The following is a 20,009-nucleotide window of genomic DNA, read 5'->3' as shown; positions in this document are numbered from 1 at the left end:
TCCCTATCTTTGCTTGTCTCAGGCCGCCAGCTTTTCAGCCAGCTGGCGTTCCATGGGGCCGCATTTCTCGTTGGCCAGCGCGGTCTCTCGCAGCGAGCGCAGCGTTTCGGCGGCGTCGGGCCGGCCGGCCAGTTGCTCTGCCGCCGCGATCAGCTGGCGGTACTTGCCGCCGCCGCGCACGTGGGTGTCGCTATAGCCTTTGACCAGGCGGCGGCAATTGACGGTTTCGACGGCCAGCGCGTAGTCGCGCGGGACCAGCCGGGTGATCAGGTCCAGCCATTGCGCGAGGCCGGCGGCCTCGGCCTGATGGCGCAGCGTGCTGCGGCGGAAGCGTCGCATGCCGGCCAGCGTGTACAGCATCAGGAAACCGCCCAGCGTGCCGCTCTGCATGCGACGGCCGTGGCCCAGGCGGCGTTCGACGAAGCCGCCGAACGACTTGGAGTTTTCGAGCCAGCGGCCCAGCCCGGCGGGCAAGGTGCCGCAGATCTCCTCCAGGCGCGGATGCATGAATTCGGTGGTGTAGACCAGCTGGTCCGGGCGCGCGCCCACTTCCTGGCGCACGCGGTCGAAACGCGTGGCGCGGGTCTTCAGGTCGGCGACACGGATCACGTCGTCGTAGGCCATGGCCGTGGCCACGTAGCGCGCGGCGGCACAGGTCAGCGCCCATTGCCGGGCCTCGCCGCCATGGGCGGCGTCCAGGTCGCGGATGGCCTTCATGTGGCGCAGGTATTCGGTGGCGTAGGCCAGATCCTGGAATTCGATCTGGCGGCGCGTGCCCGCGGCCAGCATGGGCTGGGCACAGGCGGGAAAGTCGCGTTTGATCATATCCAGCAGGGCTTGGGCCTTGGCGCTGGCGGCGCGTTCCGGCACGGCGGGCACCGGCCGGGCCAGGTCGATGGGTGCGGGTTGCGCGGGCGCCTGGTCGGCGGATTCGTAGCCCAGCGCGAAGGCGCGCAGGCTGGCTTCCACGCCCAGGCCGGCGCGCCGCACCGTGGCTTCGAAATCGTCGCGCGAGAACGGCAGGGCGCCGCTGCCGGCTACCGCACCGAACAGGCTGGCGCTGATGACGCTGCCGGCGCGGTCGGCCAGGTCTTGCAGGTCGAAGCAGAGGAAGCGCTTGGCCGCGGCGCGGCCCGCCTCCAGCACCTTGTTGGGATCGGCGATGCCGTTGCCGGGCGCGGATTTTTCGCTGACCGCGTAGCTGCGATGCGACGAAGTGAGCAGCACCGTGCGTTCCGGCGTGACCAGTCCGCGCTGGATGGCGCGCCCGCCTTCCATCAATTCGGCGGCGACCACAAGGTCCACGTCGCCCGGGGTGGGCATCAGCGCCAGCGCGGGCTGGCGGCCGGCGCGTTGCACTTCGGCTTCGGGCAGCAGTTCCAGGTAATAGATGGTGGCGCCGGTGCGCTGGGCCACGCCTGGCACCGAGGTGGTCTGGGCCCACCAGCCGGCGTGCTCGGCCATGTCGACGATCCAGTCGGCCAGCACGCCGCCGCCTTGGCCGCCCATGGCCAGGATGGCGATCTTGATCGGATTGGCTTGTTGCATAGCGGCCGGGTTCATGGAACGGGAATCCTCAGAGGGCGTGGTGGGCCAGGCGCGCGGCGCGGCGGCGTTGCAGGAAGCCGATGACGGCGGTGCGCATGCGCGCCATGAAGCGGTCGCGGCCGGTCGGGTTGTGGACGATATCGGCGCGGTAGAAGGACGGGCAGAGCACCGCGGCATGGGCGACTTCGCCGCAGTTGCCGCAGCCTACGCAACTGCTTTCCACGTGCGCCACCGGATCTTCCTTCAAGGGGTCGCCGCTGTCCTTGACCGTCAGCGACGGGCAGCCCGACAGGCGGATGCAGGCATGGTCGCCGGTGCAGACGTCAGGGTCCACGCCGAAGCGTTCCTTGACCACGCGCTTGCCTTCCTTGACTGCCTTGTTGAACAGCGGCTTGATGCGGCGCTGCTTGTTCAGCATGCATTCCGATTGCGCGATGATGACCTTGGGGCCTTTCACGTCGGTGGTCAGCGCCTCTTCGATGGTGGCGCGCACCTTGGCCACGTCATAGGTGCGGTCCAGCGTGCGCACCCACTTCACGCCCACGCCGCGCACGGCCTGGTCGATGGGATTGTTGGTGGAGCGGTCCGGGTTTTCGGCGCGCGAGGACAGGATGTCCTGTCCGCCGGTGGCCGAGGCGTAGAAGTTGTCGACGATGACGATGACGCCGTCGTACTTGTTGAAGACCGCGTTGCCGATGCCCGAGGACAGGCCGTTGTGCCAGAAGCCGCCGTCGCCCATGATGGAGATGGGGCGCTTGGCGGCCGGCACGTTGAAGGCCGCCGCGCTGGAGGCGCCCAGGCCGTAGCCCATGGTGGTGGCGCCCAGGTTGAACGGCGGCAGGATCGAGAACAGGTGGCAGCCGATGTCGCAGGAAATATGGTGCTGGCCCAGCGTTTCCTGCGCCAGGGTCAGGGCCGAGAAGATAGGCCTTTCCGGACAGCCCGTACAGAAGCCGGCGGGCCGCGGCGGCACGACCGCTGCCAGGCCTTCGACGTGCTTGTGGAAGGTGATGGGCTGCTCGGCCGGACGCGCCGGCTTGGGCCGCGCCACCTCGGTGATCTGGAGCTGGCGTTCCGCGGCCTGGGCATCGGCCAGGGCGGCGGGATGCGTCTGCAGCGATTCCGGGCGTTGCCGCTTGAGGAATTCGCGCAGGCCGTCGCGCATGACCTGGGTGGTGTATTCGCCCGCCATCGGCAGCACGTCCTTGCCGGACAGCTTGGTGTCGATGCCGGCGCGGCGCAGCACGGCGTGCAGGTTCTGTTCGATGTAGTCCGGCTGGCCTTCTTCCAGCAGCAGCACGGCGCGCTTGCCGCGGCAGAAATCGATGACCTCGTCCTCGATGACGGGGTAGGTCACGTTCATGACGTACAGCGGGATGCGGCTGTTGCCGAAGTTGTCGGCCAGGCCCAGCAGCTGCAAGGCACGGATCACGCCGTTGTAGAGGCCGCCTTGCAGGATCAGTCCGATATCGTCCTGGTCGCCGTCAAAGTGTTCGTTGAGCTTGTGTTCCTTGATGTAGCGGATGGCGGCGGGCCAGCGCTCCTTGATCTTTTCCTGTTCGTGCAGGAAGGAGGCAGGCGGCAGCACGATGCGGCTGGTGTCGCGCGCCGGGCTTTCCAGCGCCTGCGCCAGCGAGAAGGCGGGGCGCTTGTTTTCCTTGGCGATGAAGCGGCCGTGCACGTGGCAGCCGCGGATGCGCAGTTGCAGCATCACGGGCGTCTTGCTGGCCTCGGACAGCTCGAAGCCGTCTTCCACCGCCTTGACCATGCTTTCCAGGTTGGGACGCGGATCCAGCAGCCAGATCTGCGACTTCATGGCGAACGCGTGCGAGCGTTCCTGCATGATGGACGAGCCTTCGCCGTAGTCTTCGCCCACGATGACCAGCGAACCGCCGGTGACGCCGCCGGAAGCCAGGTTGGCCAGCGCGTCGGATGCGACGTTGGTGCCCACGGTGGACTTCCAGGTGACGGCGCCGCGGATGGGGTACATGACCGAGGCGGCCAGCGTGGCCGCCGCGGTGGCCTCGGAGGCGCTGGCCTCGAAATGCACACCCAGTTCCTGGAGGATGTCGTTGGCGTCGGCCAGCACGTCCATCAAATGCGAGATCGGCGAACCCTGGTAGCCCGCGACGTAGCCCACGCCGGACTGCAGCAAGGCCTTGGTGACCGCAAGAATGCCTTCTCCGCGGAACTCTTCGCCCGCGCCGATGCGCAACTGCTGGACTTCTTTTTTGAAAGACCTTTCAGCCATTCTGGCACTCCTTCGCGGCCCGGCCTGCGGGTCTCAATGGTTGCTGCTGCGCAGCATCGTCACGTCAGGAAATTCTCGTCTTAAAAATACTTTAGGAGTCAACGTTTTAGCTGTCAACAAAAAAGATGAAATTTCATGGAAAACAAAAAATATCACGCTAAAACAATGACGTATATACTCGTTGTTCTCTAGGCCGCAGTGCTGTTCCGGCGCTGCGATGGTGCAAAAACGGGTTGCGATTCCGGGTATACCCTGTGCTGCGCAACAGCATTGCGGCACATCATGGCGCGCGCATGCGCCGGCGTGGTGCAATGCGCATTTCGTCGGGCCGGCGTCGGCCCTGGTTTCCGGTGCGTGGGAGCAAAGCAACATGCGGTTGGACAAGCAGCGGGACACGGACGCGGCGGCGCACAAAGGCCGCTTCGTCGATGGCTATCTGGCCTATCTGCTGGCGCAGGCCAGCCAGCGCATTTCGGCGGAATTCCATCTGCAGGTAAAGGCGGCCGGCCTGTCGGTGACCGAGTGGCGGGTACTGGCCAGCCTGGAGGGCAGTCCCGGTGAAACCATAGGCACGCTGGCGGTGCTGGCGATCACCAAGCAGCCCACCTTGAGCAAGGTGGTGCAGCGCATGGAGGCCGAAGGGCTGGTGGCGCGCACGGGCGTGCGGGCGGACCGGCGGCAGACGCGTGTCTGCATCACCACCAAGGGCACGAATCTGATCGCCGCGCTGTGCGAGCAGGCCTTGCAGCACCAGAAGGCCGTGCTGGCCCCGTTCGGCGAGGAAAAGGCCGCGATGCTGATCGACATGCTGGAGGTGCTGATGACCGAGCACGTGCCGCTGGAATTGTCGGCGCCGGACGAGGAATAGGCGGGGGCGGAGGCGGGCCGCATGCCCAACACTGTTTACTTCGATTATTTTGTTACAAGCTTATGTGTCCCCAATTGGTTCTCCCTCTGTGAAAACCGTCTACGGTACGCATAAACCCTCAATTGACGGAGGTCCTGCGGCTAGGCAATATCGCGCCGGTATTCAGACTACAGTCAGGAGTTGAACCTATGCGCCGCACTTTGATTGCTATCGCGATCGCCGCCGCCGTTGCTGTGCCCACGATCGGGCAGGCCAAGACCTTCCGCTGGGCCGCCCAGGGCGACATCCTCACCTTCGATCCGCACTCGCAGAACGAAGGCATGACGATCGCCGCCAACAGCTACGTCTACGAACCGCTGGTGGACTACGACAAGTCCTTCAAGGTCAACCCGCGCCTGGCGACGGAGTGGGAGCAGGTTTCGCCCACGCTGTACCGCTTCAAGCTGCGCCCCGGCGTGAAGTTCCATGACGGCGCCGCCTTCACCGCCGACGACGTGGTGTTCTCGATCCACCGCGCCATGGCGCCCACCTCGAACTACAAGGCCTACACCACCGGCATCAAGGAAGCCCGCAAGATCGACGACCTGACGGTCGAGATCGAGACCTCGGCGCCTAACCCGGTGCTGCTGCGCCAGCTGACCAACGTGTTCATCATGAACAAGGCCTGGTCGGAAAAGAACAACGTTGCCAAGCCGCAGGACTTCGTCAACAAGGAAGAGACCTACGCCGCGCGCAACACCAACGGCACCGGCCCCTACAAGCTGAAGTCGCGCGAAGTGGACGTGCGCACGGTGTTCGAGGAAAACAAGGACTGGTGGAACAAGGGCGGCAAGGTCGGCAACGTGACCGAAGTCGTGTTCACGCCGATCAAGCAGAACGCCACGCGTACCGCGGCGCTGCTGTCGGGTGAAATCGACTTCGTGCTGGATCCGGCGGCCCAGGACCTGGATCGCCTGCGCCAGTCGGCCAAGGTCGTGGAAGGCAACGAATACCGCACCATCTACCTGGGCCTGGACCAGAAGCGTCCGGAACTCCAGTATTCCAACATCAAGGGCAAGAACCCGTTCCAGGACATCCGCGTGCGCGAGGCGCTGTATCGCGCGATCGACGTGGACGCCATCAAGCGCGCCGTGATGCGCGGCCTGTCCGCGCCCACCGGCACGATGATCGCGCCGCAGGTGCACGGCTGGGCCCAGCAGCTGCAGGCGCGCGTGCCCTATGATCCGGAAAAGTCCCGTGCCCTGCTGAAGGAAGCCGGCTACGACGGCACGCTGAACTTCACGCTGGATTGCCCGAACAACCGCTACATCAACGACGAAGCCATCTGTCAGGCGGTGGTCGGCATGTGGGCCAAGGTCGGCGTCAAGGCCACCATGAACGCCATGCCGCGCTCCACCTATTTCCCCAAGGTGCAGTCGTTCGACACCAGCGCCTACCTGTTCGGCTGGGGCGTGCCCACGTTCGACGCCATGTACACGCTGCAGAACCTGATTCGCACCAAGGGCGAGGGCGCGGACGGCATGTACAACCTGGGCAACTACAGCAACAAGGAACTGGACGTCATCATCGACCGGATCAAGACGGAAACCGATCCGGCCAAGCGTGACGCCGACATCATCACCGTGCTGCAAGGGCACGCCAAGGACTTCGGCCACATCCCGCTGCACGACCAGGTGATTCCCTGGGCCATGCGCAAGAACGTCACGGTCATCCACCGTGCCGACAATCGCCTCGTTGCCGATTGGGTCAAGGTTGACTGATCCAGGCTAATCAAACGGCGGGGCCCGTCAGCCTGTTCATGATGAACAGGCCGACGGGCTTTCGCTGTTTCGCCTTTTCCGCCTATGTTTGCTTTCATACTGCGTCGCCTGTTGCAGGCCGTAGCGGTGATGCTCACCGTCGCGCTACTGGCCTTTGTGCTTTTTCAATATGTCGGCGACCCTGTCACCATCATGCTGGGACAGGACGCCACCGATGCCGAACGCATCGAACTGCGTGAGCGCCTGGGGCTGAACGAGCCCGCCATCGTCCAATTCGGCCATTTCGTGGCCAACGCCGTGCAGGGCAATTTCGGCATCTCCCTGCGCCAGAGCGAACCCGTATCTTCCTTGCTGAAATCCCGCCTGCCGGCCACGCTGGAGCTGTCCATGGTGGCGGCCTTGCTGGCGCTGCTGGTGGGCGTGCCGCTGGGCGTGTACACCGCGCTCAAGCGCAACAGCTTGCTGTCCCAGCTGCTGCTGGCCGGGTCGCTGCTGGGCGTGTCGCTGCCCACCTTCCTGATCGGCATCCTGCTGATCCTGGTGTTTTCCGTGCAACTGGGCTGGCTGCCCAGCTACGGGCGGGGCGACACCGTCAGCGTGGGCTGGTGGTCATCGGGGTTGTTCACCGCCACGGGCTGGAAGCATCTCATCCTGCCGTCCATCACCTTGTCGCTGTTCCAGATGACCCTGGTGCTGCGCCTGGTGCGTTCGGAAATGCTGGAGGTGCTGCGTTCGGACTACATCAAGTTTGCCCGCGCCCGCGGCCTGAAGCGTCGCGCCATCCACTTCGGCCACGCGCTGAAGAACACCATGGTGCCGGTCATCACCATCACCGGCCTGCAACTGGGCGGCATCATCGCCTTCGCCATCGTCACGGAAACCGTGTTCCAGTGGCCGGGCATGGGCCTGTTGTTCATCCAGGCGGTGCAATTCGCCGACGTGCCCGTCATGGCGGCCTACCTGTGCCTGATTGCGCTGGTGTTCGTGGTGATCAACCTGATCGTCGATCTTTTGTATTTTGTCGTGGACCCGCGCCTGCGTTCCGGGCTGACCCGCGGCGGGGGGGCTCACTGATGCGCGCCGTACTCAAACGCTGGTGGGACAGCGACATTGCCTGGGCCTGGCGCCGGGCGCCCGTGGCGATCATCGCCACCGTGATGCTGGCGCTCCTGCTGATCGGCTCCTTCGGGGCCGGTTGGGTGGCGCCGCACAACCCGTTCGACCTGACCAAGGTGGAACTGCTGGACGCCTTGCTGCCGCCCGCCTGGGAGGCCAATGGCCTGCCGACCTACCTGCTGGGCACCGACAGCCAGGGCCGCGACCTGTACTCGGCCATCCTGTACGGCACCCGCGTGTCGCTCTTGATCGGCCTGGCCTCGGTGCTGCTGTCGATGCTGATCGGCATCGTGCTGGGGCTGATCTCGGGCTACGCGGGCGGGCGCATCGATGCGTTCATCATGCGCATCGCCGACGTGCAGCTGTCGTTCCCCGCCATCCTGATCGCGCTGCTGATCGACGGCGTGGCGCGGGCGGCGGTGCCGCGCGAGCTGCATGAGCTGATCGCGTTCCCGGTGCTGATCGGCGCGATCGCGCTGGCGGGCTGGCCGCAGTATGCGCGCACGGTGCGCGGCTCCACCCTGGTGGAGAAGAACCGCGAATACGTGCAGGCGGCGCGCGTGATCGGCGTGGCCTCGCCGGTCATCATGTTCCGCCACGTGCTGCCCAATGTGCTGGGTCCGGTGCTGGTGCTGGCCACGGTGCACCTGGCCACGGCCATCATCACGGAGGCCACGCTGTCGTTCCTGGGCGTGGGCGTACCGCCGACCGCGCCGTCGCTCGGCACGCTGATCCGCATCGGCAACGACTTCCTGTTTTCAGGGGAGTGGTGGATCACCATCTTCCCGGGTGCGGCGCTGGTGCTGCTGGTGCTGTCGGTCAACTTGCTTGGCGACTGGCTGCGCGATGCGCTCAACCCGCGTCTGAATTGAGGTTTACATGAGCGCATTACTAGAAGTCCGCAACCTGCGCGTGGAATTCCCCACGCGCCGCGGCACGCTGCGCGCGCTGGACGACGTGTCCTTTTCCATCCAGGCTGGCGAAGTCCTGGGCGTAGTGGGCGAATCCGGCGCAGGCAAGTCCCTGACCGGCGCAACCATCATTGGCCTCTTGGAACCGCCGGGACGTATCGCCGCGGGCGAGATCCTGCTGGCGGGCCGCCGCATCGACAACCTGCCCGACGAGCAGATGCGCCGCGTGCGCGGCCGCGAGATCGGGGCCGTGTTCCAGGACCCGCTGACCTCGTTGAACCCGCTGTACACGGTGGGCCGGCAATTGGCGGAAACCATCGTGACGCACCTGGACCTGAGCTGGTCCCAGGCGCGCGAACGGGCGGTGGAGCTGCTGGCATCGACCGGCATTCCGGCCGCGCGCGAGCGCATCGACCACTATCCTCACCAGTTCTCCGGCGGCATGCGCCAGCGCGTGGTGATTGCGCTGGCCCTGGCGGCCGAACCCAAGCTGGTGGTGGCGGACGAGCCCACGACCGCGCTGGACGTGTCGATCCAGGCGCAGATCATCGAACTGCTCAAGCGCCTGTGCCGCGAAAACGGCACGGCGGTGATGCTGATCACGCACGACATGGGTGTGATCGCCGAAACCGCCGACCGCGTTGCGGTGATGTACGCGGGCCGCGTGGCCGAGATCGGCCCGGTGGCCGACGTGATCCACAAGCCCCGCCATCCCTACACGAAGGGACTGATGGGATCGATTCCATCGCTGGAAGGACACTCCGAACGGCTGGTGCAGATCGACGGCAGCATGCCGCGCCTGAACGCCATTCCGCCGGGCTGCGCCTTCAATCCGCGCTGCGGCCAGCGCCTGCCGCGTTGCGGCGTCGAGCGTCCGGAGCTGATGGCGGCCGGGACGTCCCGCGCGGCCTGTTGGCTGCACGACAACAACGATAAGGTGGCCGCATGACGACGCCCTTGGTGGAAGTAAAGGACGCCGCGCGCTGGTTCGATGTGTCGCCGCCGTGGCTGGAACGCAAGCTCGCGGGCAAGCCGCGCGTGATGCTGCGCGCCGTGGACGGGGTGTCGTTCGAGATCGCGCGCGGCGAAACGCTGGCGCTGGTGGGCGAATCGGGCTGCGGCAAATCGACCGTGGCGCGCATGCTGGTGGGGTTGTATGGCCTGACCCGCGGCGACATCCGTTTCGACGGCCAGCCGTTGTCGCGCATGTCCGAGCCAGGCGGCCGAGCCTTGCGCAAGCGCCTGCAGATGATCTTCCAGGATCCCTATGCCAGCCTGAATCCGCGCTGGCGCGTGGGCCGCATCATCGCCGAACCCATGCTGACCCACACCACCATGACGCCTGACGAGCGCAGCGCGCGCGTGGGCGAACTGCTCAAGCAGGTGGGCCTGGACCCGGCCGACCAGGGCCGCTATCCACACCAGTTTTCCGGCGGCCAGCGCCAGCGCATTTCGATCGCGCGGGCGTTGGCGGTGAATCCGGAATTCCTGGTGTGCGACGAGCCGACCTCGGCGCTGGATGTGTCGGTGCAGGCGCAGGTGCTGAACCTGATGAAGGATCTGCAGCGCAACCTGGGGCTGACCTATCTGTTCATTTCCCACAACCTGGCGGTGGTGCACCATGTGGCCGACCGGGTGGGGGTGATGTACCTGGGCCGCATGGTGGAGGTGGCGCCGCGCGACGAGCTGTTCGCGCGGCCGCGCCATCCGTACACGCGCATGCTGCTGGAGGCCATTCCCGACATCAACGGCGCGGGCAAGCCGCGCACCGCGGTGGCGGGCGAGGTGCCCAATCCGCTGAATCCGCCGTCGGGCTGCACCTTTCATCCGCGCTGTCCGCATGCGAACGAGCGTTGCAAGTCAGAGGCGCCAGTGGCAATGGCCGCGGGAGTGTCGGTGGTGGCCTGCCACGCGGTGCAGGAAGGGCGGATCTCGGTCTGATCCGCGGACGGCGCGGTTGCGCGGCCATGCCGGCCGCAACCCGCCGCCCGGCCGCGCTTCAGTGGCGGTGGTTGTGGTCGTGAGGATGATCGTGGCCGTGGCCATCCGCATCATCCTCATCGTCCTCATCCGCTTCGTCCTCGTCGTCCTCCGCGTCCGGGTCCTCCGGCACGGGTTCTTCCGTCAGGGCAAACGGCAGCACGTCTTCCAGATTGTCGGACCATGCGGACTCTTCGCCGTCGTGGTCCAGCTTGATGAAGCGCTCGCCTTCGTTCAGCGAGATCTCGATGGCCCACAGGTAGAGACAGTCGTAGGTGTCGTCGTCGGACTGGGGCAGGCCGCCGCGATTGCCCAGCAGGCGGGCGCCGGCGCCGCCCAGCTGCACGTGGGTCTGGTCTTCGTCGGGCTTGGCGTTTTCGTCCATGGGCACGCCATAGGTCACCCATTCGGTGCCATCATCGCCCAGCACCACTTCGGCCAGCACGGGCTTGCCCAGATAGGCGCTCAAGGCGTCGGCGGTCTTGGCCAGCATGTCCAGCTCGGCGGTGCTGAAATGGGTCAAGGAGGCGGGGGGAGTGGCGGAGGCAGACATGAAGGGATTCCTGGGCGCGATGAAGCCGCGACGGCACGGCAAGATTCGGGCCCGCTGGCAGGCCCTGGCTACAGCCGTATTGTCTCGCGATCGGCCGCGCCTTGCATCAGGCGCTTGGATGACGCGGTTTTCCGGGGTCAGGGCGCGGGTGCGCCGCCCTGGCTGCGCCTGCGCGCGTTGTCGGGCGATTGACCTGTAAGCCGCTGGAACATGGCGATGAAGGCCGACGGCGTGCTGTAACCAAGCTCGCGCGCCACAGATTGGACCGGCCGGCCCGCGTCCAGCATGCCCAGGGCGCTGACCACGCGCAGCCGCAGGCGCCATTCATTGAACGACATGCCCAGGCGCTGCTGGCAGTGGCGCAGCAGCGTGCGCTCGGTGATGCCGGCCGTGGCGGCCCAGTGCGCGGCGCCGCGCTTATCGCCTGGACTGTGCTGCAGCGCCGACAGGATGGGTGCCAGCAACGGGTCGGAGGTGGAGGGCAGGTAACTGGCGTAAGCCCGAGCCTGGCGGACCTGGTCGATGACGATCTGCGCCATGCGCCGGTCTTCCGGCGTATCCGGATAGCTGATGCCGCGCTGCTCGAAGTCGCCCAGGATCGCGCGCATGACCGGGCTGATCTCGAGCGTGCACGGTTCCGTGGGCAGGCCGGCGCAGGCCGCGGCGGGGATGTCGATGCAGGCGTAGTGCACTTCGCCTTCGTTCTGGCAGCAATGCTCGACATGCGGCGGTATCCAGATGGCGTACTGCGGCGGCGACAGGTAGGTGACGCCGCGTATGCCGATTTCCATGATGCCGGAGATGGCGAAGTTCAGTTCCGCCCAGGGCGAGCTGTGGCGCTTCATGCCGGAACGCGGCGTGAAATGCAGGATGCGGCAAGCCAGCGGGTAGGGCAGGTGGCTGGCCAGCGTGGGCGCGGAATCGATGGCGGACATGTCGGAACTTCGTCTGGTTTTGTCTGTTTTTCATTATATACATCAGGTCGGACAGATCCTACACTGGCCCTGTCTCCTTTACGCCTGTGCATTGCCCCTCATGACCCGCGCTTCCTCTCCGCATGTTCCCGCCCGTTATCTGCTTTATCCGTTGCTGGCAGCCTTGATCTGGTCGGTCAACATGATCGTCACCAAGATGGCGGCCAGCGCCATCGCGCCGGCCGCCATCGGCTTCTACCGCTGGGCCCTGGCCGGGGTGGTGCTGACGCCGTTCGTGCTGCCGGGCGTCTGGGCGCAGCGCCGCCAGATCCTGCCCCACCTGCCTAAACTGGCGGTGCTGGGCGGCTTGGGCATGGCCCTGTACCAGGGCCTGGCCTATGTGGCGGCCGCCAGCACCACGGCGACCAATATGGGCATCATCACGGCGATGATTCCGCTGATGACCATCGCCGTGGTGGCGCTGCTGCTGCGCGAACTGCCCTCGGTCATGGCCATGCTGGGCGGGCTGCTGTCGCTGGCGGGCCTGGCGCTGCTGATCGGCGAGGGCGATCCCGCCCGCCTGCTTGAAGTGGGCGCCAACCGCGGCGATCTGCTGATGGGCGTAGGCGCGCTGGCCTATGCGCTGTACGGCGTGCTGCTGCGCCGCTGGGCATTGCCGGTGGGACCGTGGCAGTCGCTGTATGTGCAGGTCGCTTTCGGCGTGCTGTTCCAGCTGCCCGCTTTCCTGATGGCGCCGCCTTCACCGCTCAACGGCGACAACCTGCCCCTGGTGCTGTATGCGGCGGTATTCCCGTCGTTGTTCGCGCCCTTCCTGTGGATGCAGGGCGTCAAGCACCTGGGCCCCAACCGCGCCAGCATTTTCCTCAACCTCATGCCGGTGGCCACGGTGGCGATCGCGGCCGTGTTCCTGGACGAAAAGCCCCATCTGTTCCACATCGTCGGCGGGGCGATGGCGCTGGCTGGCGTGATGCTGGCGCAAATGCGCGCCGGCGGCCGGGCGACGCGGCCCAAGGCCGCCTGAAGGGCCGGGTACGCCGCAAGGGCCGGCCATTTGGCGGCGGACATACGCGGGTCAGGGTTCCGGCCTACAATCGACGGTTCATCAGCTATATCTCCTATACGAGCCCATGGCCCAATACGTCTACACCATGAACCGCGTCGGCAAGATCGTGCCGCCCAAGCGGCAGATCCTGCGCGACATTTCGCTTTCGTTTTTTCCTGGCGCCAAGATCGGCGTGCTGGGCCTGAACGGCTCGGGCAAGTCGACGCTGCTGAAGATCATGGCCGGCGTCGATAAGGAAATCGAAGGCGAAGCCATCCCCATGCCGGGCCTGAACATCGGCTACCTGCCGCAGGAACCGCAGCTCAACCCCGAGCACACGGTGCGCCAGTCGGTGGAAGAGGGCCTGGGCGCCGTCGTCTCGGCCAAGAAGCGCCTGGACGAGGTCTATGCCGCCTACGCCGAGCCGGATGCGGATTTCGACGCGCTGGCCGCCGAGCAGGCCGAGCTTGAGGCCATCATCGCCGCCGCCGCCTCCAGCGGCGCCGACGACATCGAACACCAGATGGAAATCGCTGCCGACGCGCTGCGCCTGCCGCCCTGGGACGCCATCGTCGGCAAGCTGTCCGGCGGTGAAAAGCGCCGCGTGGCGCTGTGCCGCCTGTTGCTGTCCAAACCCGACATGCTGCTGCTGGACGAACCCACCAACCACCTTGACGCCGAAAGCGTGGAGTGGCTGGAGCAGTTCCTGCACAAGTTCCCCGGCACCGTGGTGGGCGTGACCCACGATCGCTACTTCCTGGACAACGCGGCCGAATGGATCCTGGAACTGGACCGCGGTTATGGCATTCCCTGGAAGGGCAACTACAGCTCGTGGCTGGAGCAGAAGGAAGATCGCCTGAAGCAGGAAGAGGCGTCGGAATCCGCCCGCCAGAAGACCATCAAGAAGGAACTGGAGTGGGTGCGCCAGAACCCGAAGGGCCGCCAGGCCAAGGCCAAGGCGCGTCTGGCCCGCTTCGAGGAACTGTCGTCCTACGAATACCAGAAACGCAATGAAACCCAGGAAATCTTCATTCCCGTGGGCGAGCGCCTGGGCAACGAGGTCATCGAATTCAACAACGTCAGCAAGGCCTATGGCGACCGCCTGCTGATCGACAACCTCAGCTTCAAGGTGCCGCCCGGCGCCATCGTCGGCATCATCGGCGCCAACGGCGCCGGTAAGTCCACGCTGTTCCGCATGATCGCGGGCCGCGAGCAGCCGGATTCGGGCGAGGTCAACATCGGCCAGACCGTCAAGCTGGCCTATGTCGACCAGTCGCGCGATGCGCTGGAAGACAAGAAGACCGTGTTCGACGCGGTGGCCGACGGCGCCGACCTGCTCACGGTGGGCAAGTTCGAAATGTCGTCGCGCGCCTATCTGGGCCGCTTCAACTTCAAGGGCGGCGACCAGAACAAGGTCGTGGGCCAGCTGTCCGGCGGTGAACGCGGCCGCCTGCACATGGCCAAGACCCTGATCGCCGGCGGCAACGTGCTGCTGCTGGACGAACCGTCCAACGACCTCGACGTCGAAACGCTGCGCGCGCTGGAAGACGCATTGCTGGAGTTCCCCGGCAGCGTCATGGTCATCAGCCACGATCGCTGGTTCCTGGACCGGATCGCCACGCACATCCTGGCCTTCGAAGGCGACTCGCAAGTCGTGTTCTTCGATGGCAACTACCAGGAATATGAAGCCGACAAGAAGCGCCGTCTGGGCGAAGAGGGCGCCAAGCCCAAGCGCCTGCGCTACAAGGCCCTGAAGTAATCGGCGCCTGAAAACGATCCCGGCCTCGCGCCGGGATTTTTTTTGCCGGAGGTATGCTAAGGGCTGTTCAAGGCTTCGTTCTGCGTGAGTCGGCCTTGAGGACTTCTTCCAGGAGCACCGCGCAATGTTGTTGTCCGCTACCGATTCCACCCTGCTGATCGTCGACATGCAGGGGCGCCTGATGCCTGTCATCCATGACAACGAGGCGGTGCTTCACGCCGCGCACAAGCTCGCGCAGGCTGCGCGACTGCTGGACGTGCCGGTGGTGGCTACCGAGCACCACGCCAAGATGCTGGGGACCACCGTGGAGCCGCTGCGCGAGCAAGTCCAGAGCGCCTTCCAGAAAATGCACTTCTCTTCGGCGCTGGAGCCGGGCTTCGAGGCCTGGTTGCCGGCCGCGCGCAAGACCATCCTGGTGGCGGGCTGCGAGGCGCACATCTGCGTGCTGCAAACCGTGATCGGCTTGATTGACCTGGGCTACCACGCGGTGCTGGTGGCGGATGCGGCGGGCTCGCGCAAGCCGGCCGATCATCACGCGGCGTTGCGCCGCGCGCGTGCGCATGGCGCTGAAATCGTCACGTCCGAGATGGCGATATTCGAGTGGATGCGCACTTGTGAACACCCGCGCTTCCGCGAGGTGTTACGTCTGGTCAAATAGCGGCCGCGCGCTGCAACAATGTCCCTGGGGCGCGCAAAGATTAACTCGCCCTTTGACACAATTCATGGGCAAACTTCACAGCCAGGGCAAGAATATTTTGCGATCCTGAAGGTTCCAGGCCCTTATGGGCGCCGCGCGCTCGCATCCAGTTTCATGCGCGGCTCCCGGGTACGAGAATAGGAACCACAAATATGAAAATCGCATCTCTCTCCAAAATCTGTGTCGCGCTGGCGATGACCGCCGCCATGGCTGGGTGCTCTTCGTGGGACGGCATGAGCCATCGCCAGAAGAGCGCCGTCGGCGGCGCTGCGCTGGGCGGCGTGGCAGGCGCTGTGATCACCAACGGCGGCATCCTCGGAACGGTGGGCGGAGCGGCGATCGGCGGCGTCATCGGCGATCAGGTCGGCAAGCGCTAAGCGTCCGTCGCCCCAAAGCAAATGCCCGGCATCGCCGGGCATTTTTTTGATTGTGATGCGCGCCAGGGGCGCGCACAGCCGCATCAGGTCTCGTTCTGCGGCATTTCGATCTTGACCTCCAGGACCTCCAGCGTGTCCTGGCGTTCCAGGTGCACCTTGATGTCCTCGGGGTTGATCTTCACGTATTTCGAAATGACGGCGATAAGCTCCTGCTGCAACTGCGGCAGGTAATCGGGCGAGTCGCCGCGGCCCCGCTCGTGGGCCAGGATGATCTGCAACCGTTCCTTGGCGACGGATGCGGAGGTCTTCTTTTGACCAAGCAGAAACGACAGGAAGGACATTGCTTACTTGCCTCCGAACAGGCGTTTCAGGAAACCGGGCTTTTCATAGTCGGTAAAGCGCAGGGCCTTGTCTTCGCCAAGGTAACGGGCCACGACGTCCTTGTAGGCTTCGGAAACGTCGGTGTCTCTGAGGTGGATGGCCGGCAGGCCCTGGTTCGACGCTTGCAGCACCGCTTCGGATTCGGGGATCACGCCGATCAGCTTGATGCGCAGGATGTCCTCGATGTCGCCCAGCGACAGCATTTCGCCGTCGACCACGCGCTTGGGGCTGTAGCGCGTCAGCAGCAGGTATTCCTTGACCGGTTCATCGCCTTCCACGGCGCGCTTGGACTTGGCGGCGAGGATGCCCAGGATGCGGTCGGAGTCGCGCACCGACGAGACTTCCGGGTTGGTCACGACCAGCGCGTCGTCGGCGAAATAGGCGGCCATCAGCGCGCCCGTTTCGATGCCGGCGGGCGAGTCGCAGACGATGTAGTCAAAGCCCATGCCCTTGAGGTCATTGATGACCTTTTCCACGCCTTCCTGCGTCAGCGCGTCTTTGTCGCGCGTCTGCGAGGCGGGCAGGATGAACAGGTTTTCGAGCTGCTTGTCCTTGATGAGAGCCTGGTTGAGCGTGGCTTCGCCCTGGATCACGTTGACGAAGTCGTACACGACGCGACGTTCGCAGCCCATGATCAGGTCGAGGTTGCGCAGGCCGACATCGAAGTCGATGACAGCGGTCTTGTGGCCCCGCATCGCGAGTCCCGCAGAAAAACTGGCGCTGGTCGTGGTTTTGCCCACGCCGCCTTTGCCGGAAGTCACCACAACAATGCGTGTCATGACGATCAAACCCTTATGTTCGAATAAATCGCGTTATCGTAAAGCAAAAAGCCCTTGTAAGGCTTCTTACAGGATGTGTTGAAATTTGCGCGGGTGTCTGCGCGTGCGCATTGGCCGCCGCTGGCGGCCAGATTCCGGATATCAAGCCTTGAGGGCTTCGATGCGCAGCGTGTCGCCGTCCAGGCGGACCAGCGCGGGCTGGTTCTGCAGCGTGCGGTCCAGCTTGTCCTCGACCACGCGGTACACGCCGGCCACGGCCAGCAGCTCGGCGTCCAGGTGGGTCGTGAAAATGCGCGCGGAGGTATCGCCGCGTGCGCCGGCCATGGCCTTGCCGCGCAACGGGCCGTAGACGTGGATGTTGCCGTCGGCAATGACTTCGGCGCCCTGGCTCACCATGCCGATCACCACCAGGTCCGTGTGGCGCGCGTAGACGCGCTGGCCGGAACGCAGCGGCTTGGTAATGACCAGCGCGGATGACGAGTGCGGCGCGGCGGGCGTGGGACTGGAGGCCGAGGTGGTGTTGCTGGCTGCACGCGCGGGCAGCGGTTCACCCGCGGGTTTGTCGGCGGGCGCTTCCGGTTCGGCGGCTGCTTCGGTGGGGGCTGCCGCGGTTTCGATCGCGGCGGCCGGCACCGAAGGCACCGGCGTGGAGACGTCGTTGGGCGGCGCGGTGTCGATCACTGGCGCGGGCCGGGCCGCGGGCGTGGACAGTTCAACCGGAGTGAGGCCCGCCGCGCGCGCGGATTCCAGATTGGCGCCTTCGGCGACCACGCCGATGGGAGGCAGGTTATGGCCGCGCAATGCCGCCACCAGGGCGGTCCAATCGATTTTTTCCTCGACGCGGCTGGCGTCGACGACCACGGGTTCGTTTTCGAAGAAGCTGCCGGCATCGGCCATGCGCTTGGCCAGGGCGGCGTTCAGGCGTTCGGGGTCGGCGCTGTGCAGGACCACCCGGATGGCATAGAGGGTGGCGCTTTTGAAGTCCAGGGCTAGGGATTCAGTGTTCATCTTGATTGTGGCTGGCGGTCTTGGGGCCGGGAAACGGCGGGCTCGACCGGCTGCGGGGTTCGGGGGATGATAACCCGCCCAGGGGCCGCATGCGCAGGGGGCGGACCCAAAGAAAAAGGCGCCTTTCGGCGCCTATTTCCGGCAATGCGCGCGCGGCGCGTCAGCCTTGCGCCCAGGAGTCGCGCAGGGTCACGATGCGGTTGAGCACCGGCGCTTCGGGGCTGGATTCCTTCAGGTCGGCCGTGAAGTAGCCCAGGCGTTCGAACTGCCAGGTGGCGCCCGGCGTGGCGACGGTGCCCGGCTCCAGCCAGGCCGTGACGGTCAGCTTGGAGTTCGGGTTCAGGCAGGCCAGGAAATCCTTGTCGCCGCCGTCCGGACGCGCATCGGCGAACAGGCGGTCGTACAGGTGGATCTGGGCGGGCACCGCATGGGCCGCGCTGACCCAGGTGATGTTGCCCTTGACCTTGACGCTGTCGGCGCCCGGCGTGCCGCTCTTGGTTTCCGGCAGGTATTCGGCCTGGACCTCGATGACCTCGCCGGCTTCGTTCTTGGTGAAGCCGGTGCAGCGCACCACGTAGCCGTATTTCAGGCGCACGGTATTGCCCGGGAACAGGCGGAAGTACTTCTTGGGCGCTTCTTCGCGGAAGTCGTCGCGTTCGATCCAGAGTTCGCGCGACAGCGGGAACTCGCGCACGCCGGCTTCGGGATCGTGCGGGTTGCGCGGCGCGGTGCAGATCTCGGTCTGGCCTTCCGGGTAGTTGGTGATGACCAGCTTGAGCGGGTCCAGCACGGCCACCGAGCGCGGGGCGACCGGGTCCAGGTCGTCGCGCACTGCCTGCTCCAGCAGGCTGTAGTCGATGCGCGAGTCGGACTTGGACACGGCGGTGCGGTCGCAGAACAGGCGGATCGAGGAGGGCGTGTAGCCGCGCCGGCGCAGGCCGAAGATGGTCGGCATGCGGGGATCGTCCCAGCCGTCCACGTGGCCTTCGCGCACCAGTTGCAGCAGCTTGCGCTTGCTGGTGACGACGTAGCTCACGTTCAGGCGTGCGAATTCGTACTGGTGGGGCAGCGGCTGCGCCAGCTTGCCGAGTTCGGCCAGGCGCGCCAGGATCCAATCGTAGAACGGACGCTGGTCTTCGAATTCCAGCGTGCAGACGCTGTGCGTGATGCCTTCCAGCGCGTCTTCGACCGGGTGCGCCCAACTGTACATCGGGTAGATGCACCACTGGTCGCCGGTGCGGTGATGGTGGGCGTGGCGCACGCGGTACATGACCGGGTCGCGCAGGTTGATGTTGGGCGAAGCCATGTTGATCTTCGCGCGCAGCACCAGGCTGCCGTCCGGATGCTTGCCGTCGCGCATTTCGCGCAGCAGCGTCAGCGACTCGGCGGCCGGGCGGTTGCGCCAGGGCGAGTCGGTGCCGGGTTCGGTCAGCGTGCCGCGGTTGGCGCGGATCTCTTCGGGGCTTTGCTCGTCGACGTAGGCGTGGCCGGCCTCGACCAAGGCCTCGGCGAACTCGTACATGTAGCCGAAGTAGTCGCTGGCGAAGTACAGGTTGTCATTGCCGTCGGCCTTCCAGTCGAAGCCCAGCCAGTGCACGGCCTCGATGATGGCGTCGACGTATTCCTGGTCTTCCTTTTCCGGATTGGTGTCGTCAAAGCGCAGATGGCAGACGCCGCCGAAATCGCGGGCCAGCCCGAAGTTCACGCAGATGCTCTTGGCGTGGCCGAGGTGCAGGTAGCCGTTGGGCTCCGGCGGGAAGCGCGTGCGGATGCGGGCCGAATCCAGTCCGCCTTGTTGTTGCAAGGCCGCCGGGCCAGGCTTGCCCGCCCAACGCTTGCCTGCGAAGCGCTGGGCTTCGAGGTCGTCTTGAACGATGTTGAGCAGGAAATTTGATGCGGCAGGGGTCGGCGTCGTGGCGGAGGTCATTCTTGAAAGAATAGGAAAAAGCAGCGACAAAGAGTCAATTTTGCCACGTTCCGCAGGCGGGGCCTTTTTGCTGCCGGTGCAACCGGTTTCAAACTGTCCCCACAGTCATGTAACTGG

Annotated in this window: 19 protein-coding genes; 11 read left to right on the top strand and 8 right to left on the bottom strand. The window is 65.5% G+C overall.

Features of this window, described 5'->3' with window-relative positions:
- Positions 1 to 18 precede the first annotated feature (18 nt).
- A complete protein-coding gene (locus DXK93_RS07025; RefSeq protein ID WP_119449701.1) occupies positions 19 to 1,563 on the bottom strand; it encodes an indolepyruvate oxidoreductase subunit beta family protein in 1,545 nt (514 codons plus the stop codon).
- A gap of 13 nt (positions 1,564 to 1,576) precedes the next feature.
- On the bottom strand, positions 1,577 to 3,799 hold the full coding sequence (locus DXK93_RS07020; RefSeq protein ID WP_054457383.1) for an indolepyruvate ferredoxin oxidoreductase subunit alpha: 2,223 nt from the start codon (positions 3,797 to 3,799) through the stop codon (positions 1,577 to 1,579).
- Between DXK93_RS07020 and DXK93_RS31810 the strand changes: the two genes are divergently transcribed.
- The 7 genes from DXK93_RS31810 (at position 3,780) to DXK93_RS06990 (ending at position 10,395) form a co-directional block, all read left to right on the top strand.
- Positions 3,780 to 3,968 (top strand): hypothetical protein, encoded by a 189-nt coding sequence (locus tag DXK93_RS31810; RefSeq protein ID WP_125472485.1) that lies wholly within the window; start codon positions 3,780 to 3,782, stop codon positions 3,966 to 3,968. The genes DXK93_RS07020 and DXK93_RS31810 overlap by 20 nt on opposite strands.
- Positions 3,969 to 4,169: 201 nt before the next feature.
- Positions 4,170 to 4,667 carry a MarR family winged helix-turn-helix transcriptional regulator gene (locus DXK93_RS07015; RefSeq protein WP_054457381.1) on the top strand — a complete coding sequence of 166 codons (498 nt, stop codon included), beginning with the start codon at positions 4,170 to 4,172 and terminating at the stop codon, positions 4,665 to 4,667.
- 188 nt (positions 4,668 to 4,855) lie between these two features.
- Positions 4,856 to 6,427: an ABC transporter substrate-binding protein gene (locus DXK93_RS07010; RefSeq protein WP_054457379.1), complete on the top strand. Its 1,572-nt coding sequence runs from the start codon at positions 4,856 to 4,858 to the stop codon at positions 6,425 to 6,427.
- Positions 6,428 to 6,511: 84 nt separating this feature from the next.
- A complete protein-coding gene (locus DXK93_RS07005) occupies positions 6,512 to 7,501 on the top strand; it encodes an ABC transporter permease (RefSeq protein WP_054457377.1) in 990 nt (329 codons plus the stop codon).
- The gene (locus tag DXK93_RS07000) at positions 7,501 to 8,415 is read left to right on the top strand and encodes an ABC transporter permease (RefSeq protein WP_054457374.1); all 915 of its coding nucleotides are present in this window, start codon (positions 7,501 to 7,503) and stop codon (positions 8,413 to 8,415) included. The genes DXK93_RS07005 and DXK93_RS07000 overlap by 1 nt, the downstream gene beginning before the upstream one ends.
- Before the next feature lie 7 nt (positions 8,416 to 8,422).
- A complete protein-coding gene (locus tag DXK93_RS06995) occupies positions 8,423 to 9,403 on the top strand; it encodes an ABC transporter ATP-binding protein (RefSeq protein ID WP_119449700.1) in 981 nt (326 codons plus the stop codon).
- Positions 9,400 to 10,395, top strand: a complete 996-nt coding sequence (locus tag DXK93_RS06990; protein WP_054457369.1) for an ABC transporter ATP-binding protein — start codon at positions 9,400 to 9,402, stop codon at positions 10,393 to 10,395. The genes DXK93_RS06995 and DXK93_RS06990 overlap by 4 nt, the downstream gene beginning before the upstream one ends.
- Positions 10,396 to 10,453: 58 nt before the next feature.
- Here DXK93_RS06990 and DXK93_RS06985 read toward each other — a convergent pair whose 3' ends face one another.
- Together DXK93_RS06985 and DXK93_RS06980 are read right to left on the bottom strand one after the other, a co-directional pair.
- Positions 10,454 to 10,987 carry a hypothetical protein gene (locus DXK93_RS06985; protein WP_054457367.1) on the bottom strand — a complete coding sequence of 178 codons (534 nt, stop codon included), beginning with the start codon at positions 10,985 to 10,987 and terminating at the stop codon, positions 10,454 to 10,456.
- 137 nt (positions 10,988 to 11,124) lie between these two features.
- Positions 11,125 to 11,922: a helix-turn-helix transcriptional regulator gene (locus DXK93_RS06980; RefSeq protein WP_054457365.1), complete on the bottom strand. Its 798-nt coding sequence runs from the start codon at positions 11,920 to 11,922 to the stop codon at positions 11,125 to 11,127.
- A gap of 100 nt (positions 11,923 to 12,022) precedes the next feature.
- Between DXK93_RS06980 and DXK93_RS06975 the strand changes: the two genes are divergently transcribed.
- The 4 genes from DXK93_RS06975 (at position 12,023) to DXK93_RS06960 (ending at position 15,797) form a co-directional block, all read left to right on the top strand.
- Entirely contained in the window at positions 12,023 to 12,943 is a 921-nt protein-coding gene (locus tag DXK93_RS06975; protein WP_119449699.1) for a DMT family transporter, read from the top strand.
- Between the two features lie 106 nt (positions 12,944 to 13,049).
- The gene (gene ettA / locus DXK93_RS06970) at positions 13,050 to 14,723 is read left to right on the top strand and encodes an energy-dependent translational throttle protein EttA (protein WP_054457363.1); all 1,674 of its coding nucleotides are present in this window, start codon (positions 13,050 to 13,052) and stop codon (positions 14,721 to 14,723) included.
- Positions 14,724 to 14,847: 124 nt separating this feature from the next.
- On the top strand, positions 14,848 to 15,381 hold the full coding sequence (locus tag DXK93_RS06965; protein WP_119449698.1) for an isochorismatase family protein: 534 nt from the start codon (positions 14,848 to 14,850) through the stop codon (positions 15,379 to 15,381).
- A 191-nt stretch (positions 15,382 to 15,572) separates the two neighbouring features.
- Complete coding sequence (locus DXK93_RS06960) at positions 15,573 to 15,797, top strand: glycine zipper 2TM domain-containing protein (protein ID WP_042796532.1); 225 nt, start codon at positions 15,573 to 15,575, stop codon at positions 15,795 to 15,797.
- Positions 15,798 to 15,880: 83 nt separating this feature from the next.
- Here DXK93_RS06960 and minE read toward each other — a convergent pair whose 3' ends face one another.
- The 4 genes from minE to DXK93_RS06940 form a co-directional block, all read right to left on the bottom strand.
- Positions 15,881 to 16,138 carry a cell division topological specificity factor MinE gene (gene minE, locus DXK93_RS06955; protein ID WP_006217654.1) on the bottom strand — a complete coding sequence of 86 codons (258 nt, stop codon included), beginning with the start codon at positions 16,136 to 16,138 and terminating at the stop codon, positions 15,881 to 15,883.
- A gap of 3 nt (positions 16,139 to 16,141) precedes the next feature.
- Entirely contained in the window at positions 16,142 to 16,957 is an 816-nt protein-coding gene (gene minD / locus DXK93_RS06950) for a septum site-determining protein MinD (RefSeq protein ID WP_041652327.1), read from the bottom strand.
- A 141-nt stretch (positions 16,958 to 17,098) separates the two neighbouring features.
- Positions 17,099 to 17,965, bottom strand: a complete 867-nt coding sequence (minC, locus tag DXK93_RS06945) for a septum site-determining protein MinC (RefSeq protein WP_054457360.1) — start codon at positions 17,963 to 17,965, stop codon at positions 17,099 to 17,101.
- A gap of 160 nt (positions 17,966 to 18,125) precedes the next feature.
- Positions 18,126 to 19,892 (bottom strand): glutamine--tRNA ligase/YqeY domain fusion protein, encoded by a 1,767-nt coding sequence (locus DXK93_RS06940; RefSeq protein ID WP_054457358.1) that lies wholly within the window; start codon positions 19,890 to 19,892, stop codon positions 18,126 to 18,128.
- Positions 19,893 to 20,009: the final 117 nt, after the last annotated feature.

The organism is Achromobacter sp. K91, assembly GCF_003576205.1.
Lineage (GTDB): Bacteria > Pseudomonadota > Gammaproteobacteria > Burkholderiales > Burkholderiaceae_B > Achromobacter > Achromobacter aegrifaciens.
Note: the sequence above shows the minus strand (reverse complement) of the source record. Positions and strands in the feature narration are given on the sequence as shown.

Excerpts from the sequence above, each read along its gene's own strand:
- DXK93_RS06990 (WP_054457369.1), top strand. The coding sequence starts at position 9,400 with ATGACGACGCCCTTGGTGGAAGTAAAGGACGCCGCGCGCTGGTTCGAT.
- DXK93_RS06985 (WP_054457367.1), bottom strand. The coding sequence starts at position 10,987 with ATGTCTGCCTCCGCCACTCCCCCCGCCTCCTTGACCCATTTCAGCACC.
- minC (WP_054457360.1), bottom strand. The coding sequence starts at position 17,965 with ATGAACACTGAATCCCTAGCCCTGGACTTCAAAAGCGCCACCCTCTAT.
- DXK93_RS06940 (WP_054457358.1), bottom strand. The coding sequence starts at position 19,892 with ATGACCTCCGCCACGACGCCGACCCCTGCCGCATCAAATTTCCTGCTC.
- DXK93_RS06975 (WP_119449699.1), top strand. The coding sequence starts at position 12,023 with ATGACCCGCGCTTCCTCTCCGCATGTTCCCGCCCGTTATCTGCTTTAT.
- DXK93_RS07000 (WP_054457374.1), top strand. The coding sequence starts at position 7,501 with ATGCGCGCCGTACTCAAACGCTGGTGGGACAGCGACATTGCCTGGGCC.
- DXK93_RS07015 (WP_054457381.1), top strand. The coding sequence starts at position 4,170 with ATGCGGTTGGACAAGCAGCGGGACACGGACGCGGCGGCGCACAAAGGC.
- DXK93_RS06995 (WP_119449700.1), top strand. The coding sequence starts at position 8,423 with ATGAGCGCATTACTAGAAGTCCGCAACCTGCGCGTGGAATTCCCCACG.
- DXK93_RS06965 (WP_119449698.1), top strand. The coding sequence starts at position 14,848 with ATGTTGTTGTCCGCTACCGATTCCACCCTGCTGATCGTCGACATGCAG.
- ettA (WP_054457363.1), top strand. The coding sequence starts at position 13,050 with ATGGCCCAATACGTCTACACCATGAACCGCGTCGGCAAGATCGTGCCG.
- DXK93_RS07005 (WP_054457377.1), top strand. The coding sequence starts at position 6,512 with ATGTTTGCTTTCATACTGCGTCGCCTGTTGCAGGCCGTAGCGGTGATG.
- DXK93_RS06960 (WP_042796532.1), top strand. The coding sequence starts at position 15,573 with ATGAAAATCGCATCTCTCTCCAAAATCTGTGTCGCGCTGGCGATGACC.
- minD (WP_041652327.1), bottom strand. The coding sequence starts at position 16,957 with ATGACACGCATTGTTGTGGTGACTTCCGGCAAAGGCGGCGTGGGCAAA.
- DXK93_RS06980 (WP_054457365.1), bottom strand. The coding sequence starts at position 11,922 with ATGTCCGCCATCGATTCCGCGCCCACGCTGGCCAGCCACCTGCCCTAC.
- minE (WP_006217654.1), bottom strand. The coding sequence starts at position 16,138 with ATGTCCTTCCTGTCGTTTCTGCTTGGTCAAAAGAAGACCTCCGCATCC.
- DXK93_RS07020 (WP_054457383.1), bottom strand. The coding sequence starts at position 3,799 with ATGGCTGAAAGGTCTTTCAAAAAAGAAGTCCAGCAGTTGCGCATCGGC.
- DXK93_RS07010 (WP_054457379.1), top strand. The coding sequence starts at position 4,856 with ATGCGCCGCACTTTGATTGCTATCGCGATCGCCGCCGCCGTTGCTGTG.
- DXK93_RS07025 (WP_119449701.1), bottom strand. The coding sequence starts at position 1,563 with ATGAACCCGGCCGCTATGCAACAAGCCAATCCGATCAAGATCGCCATC.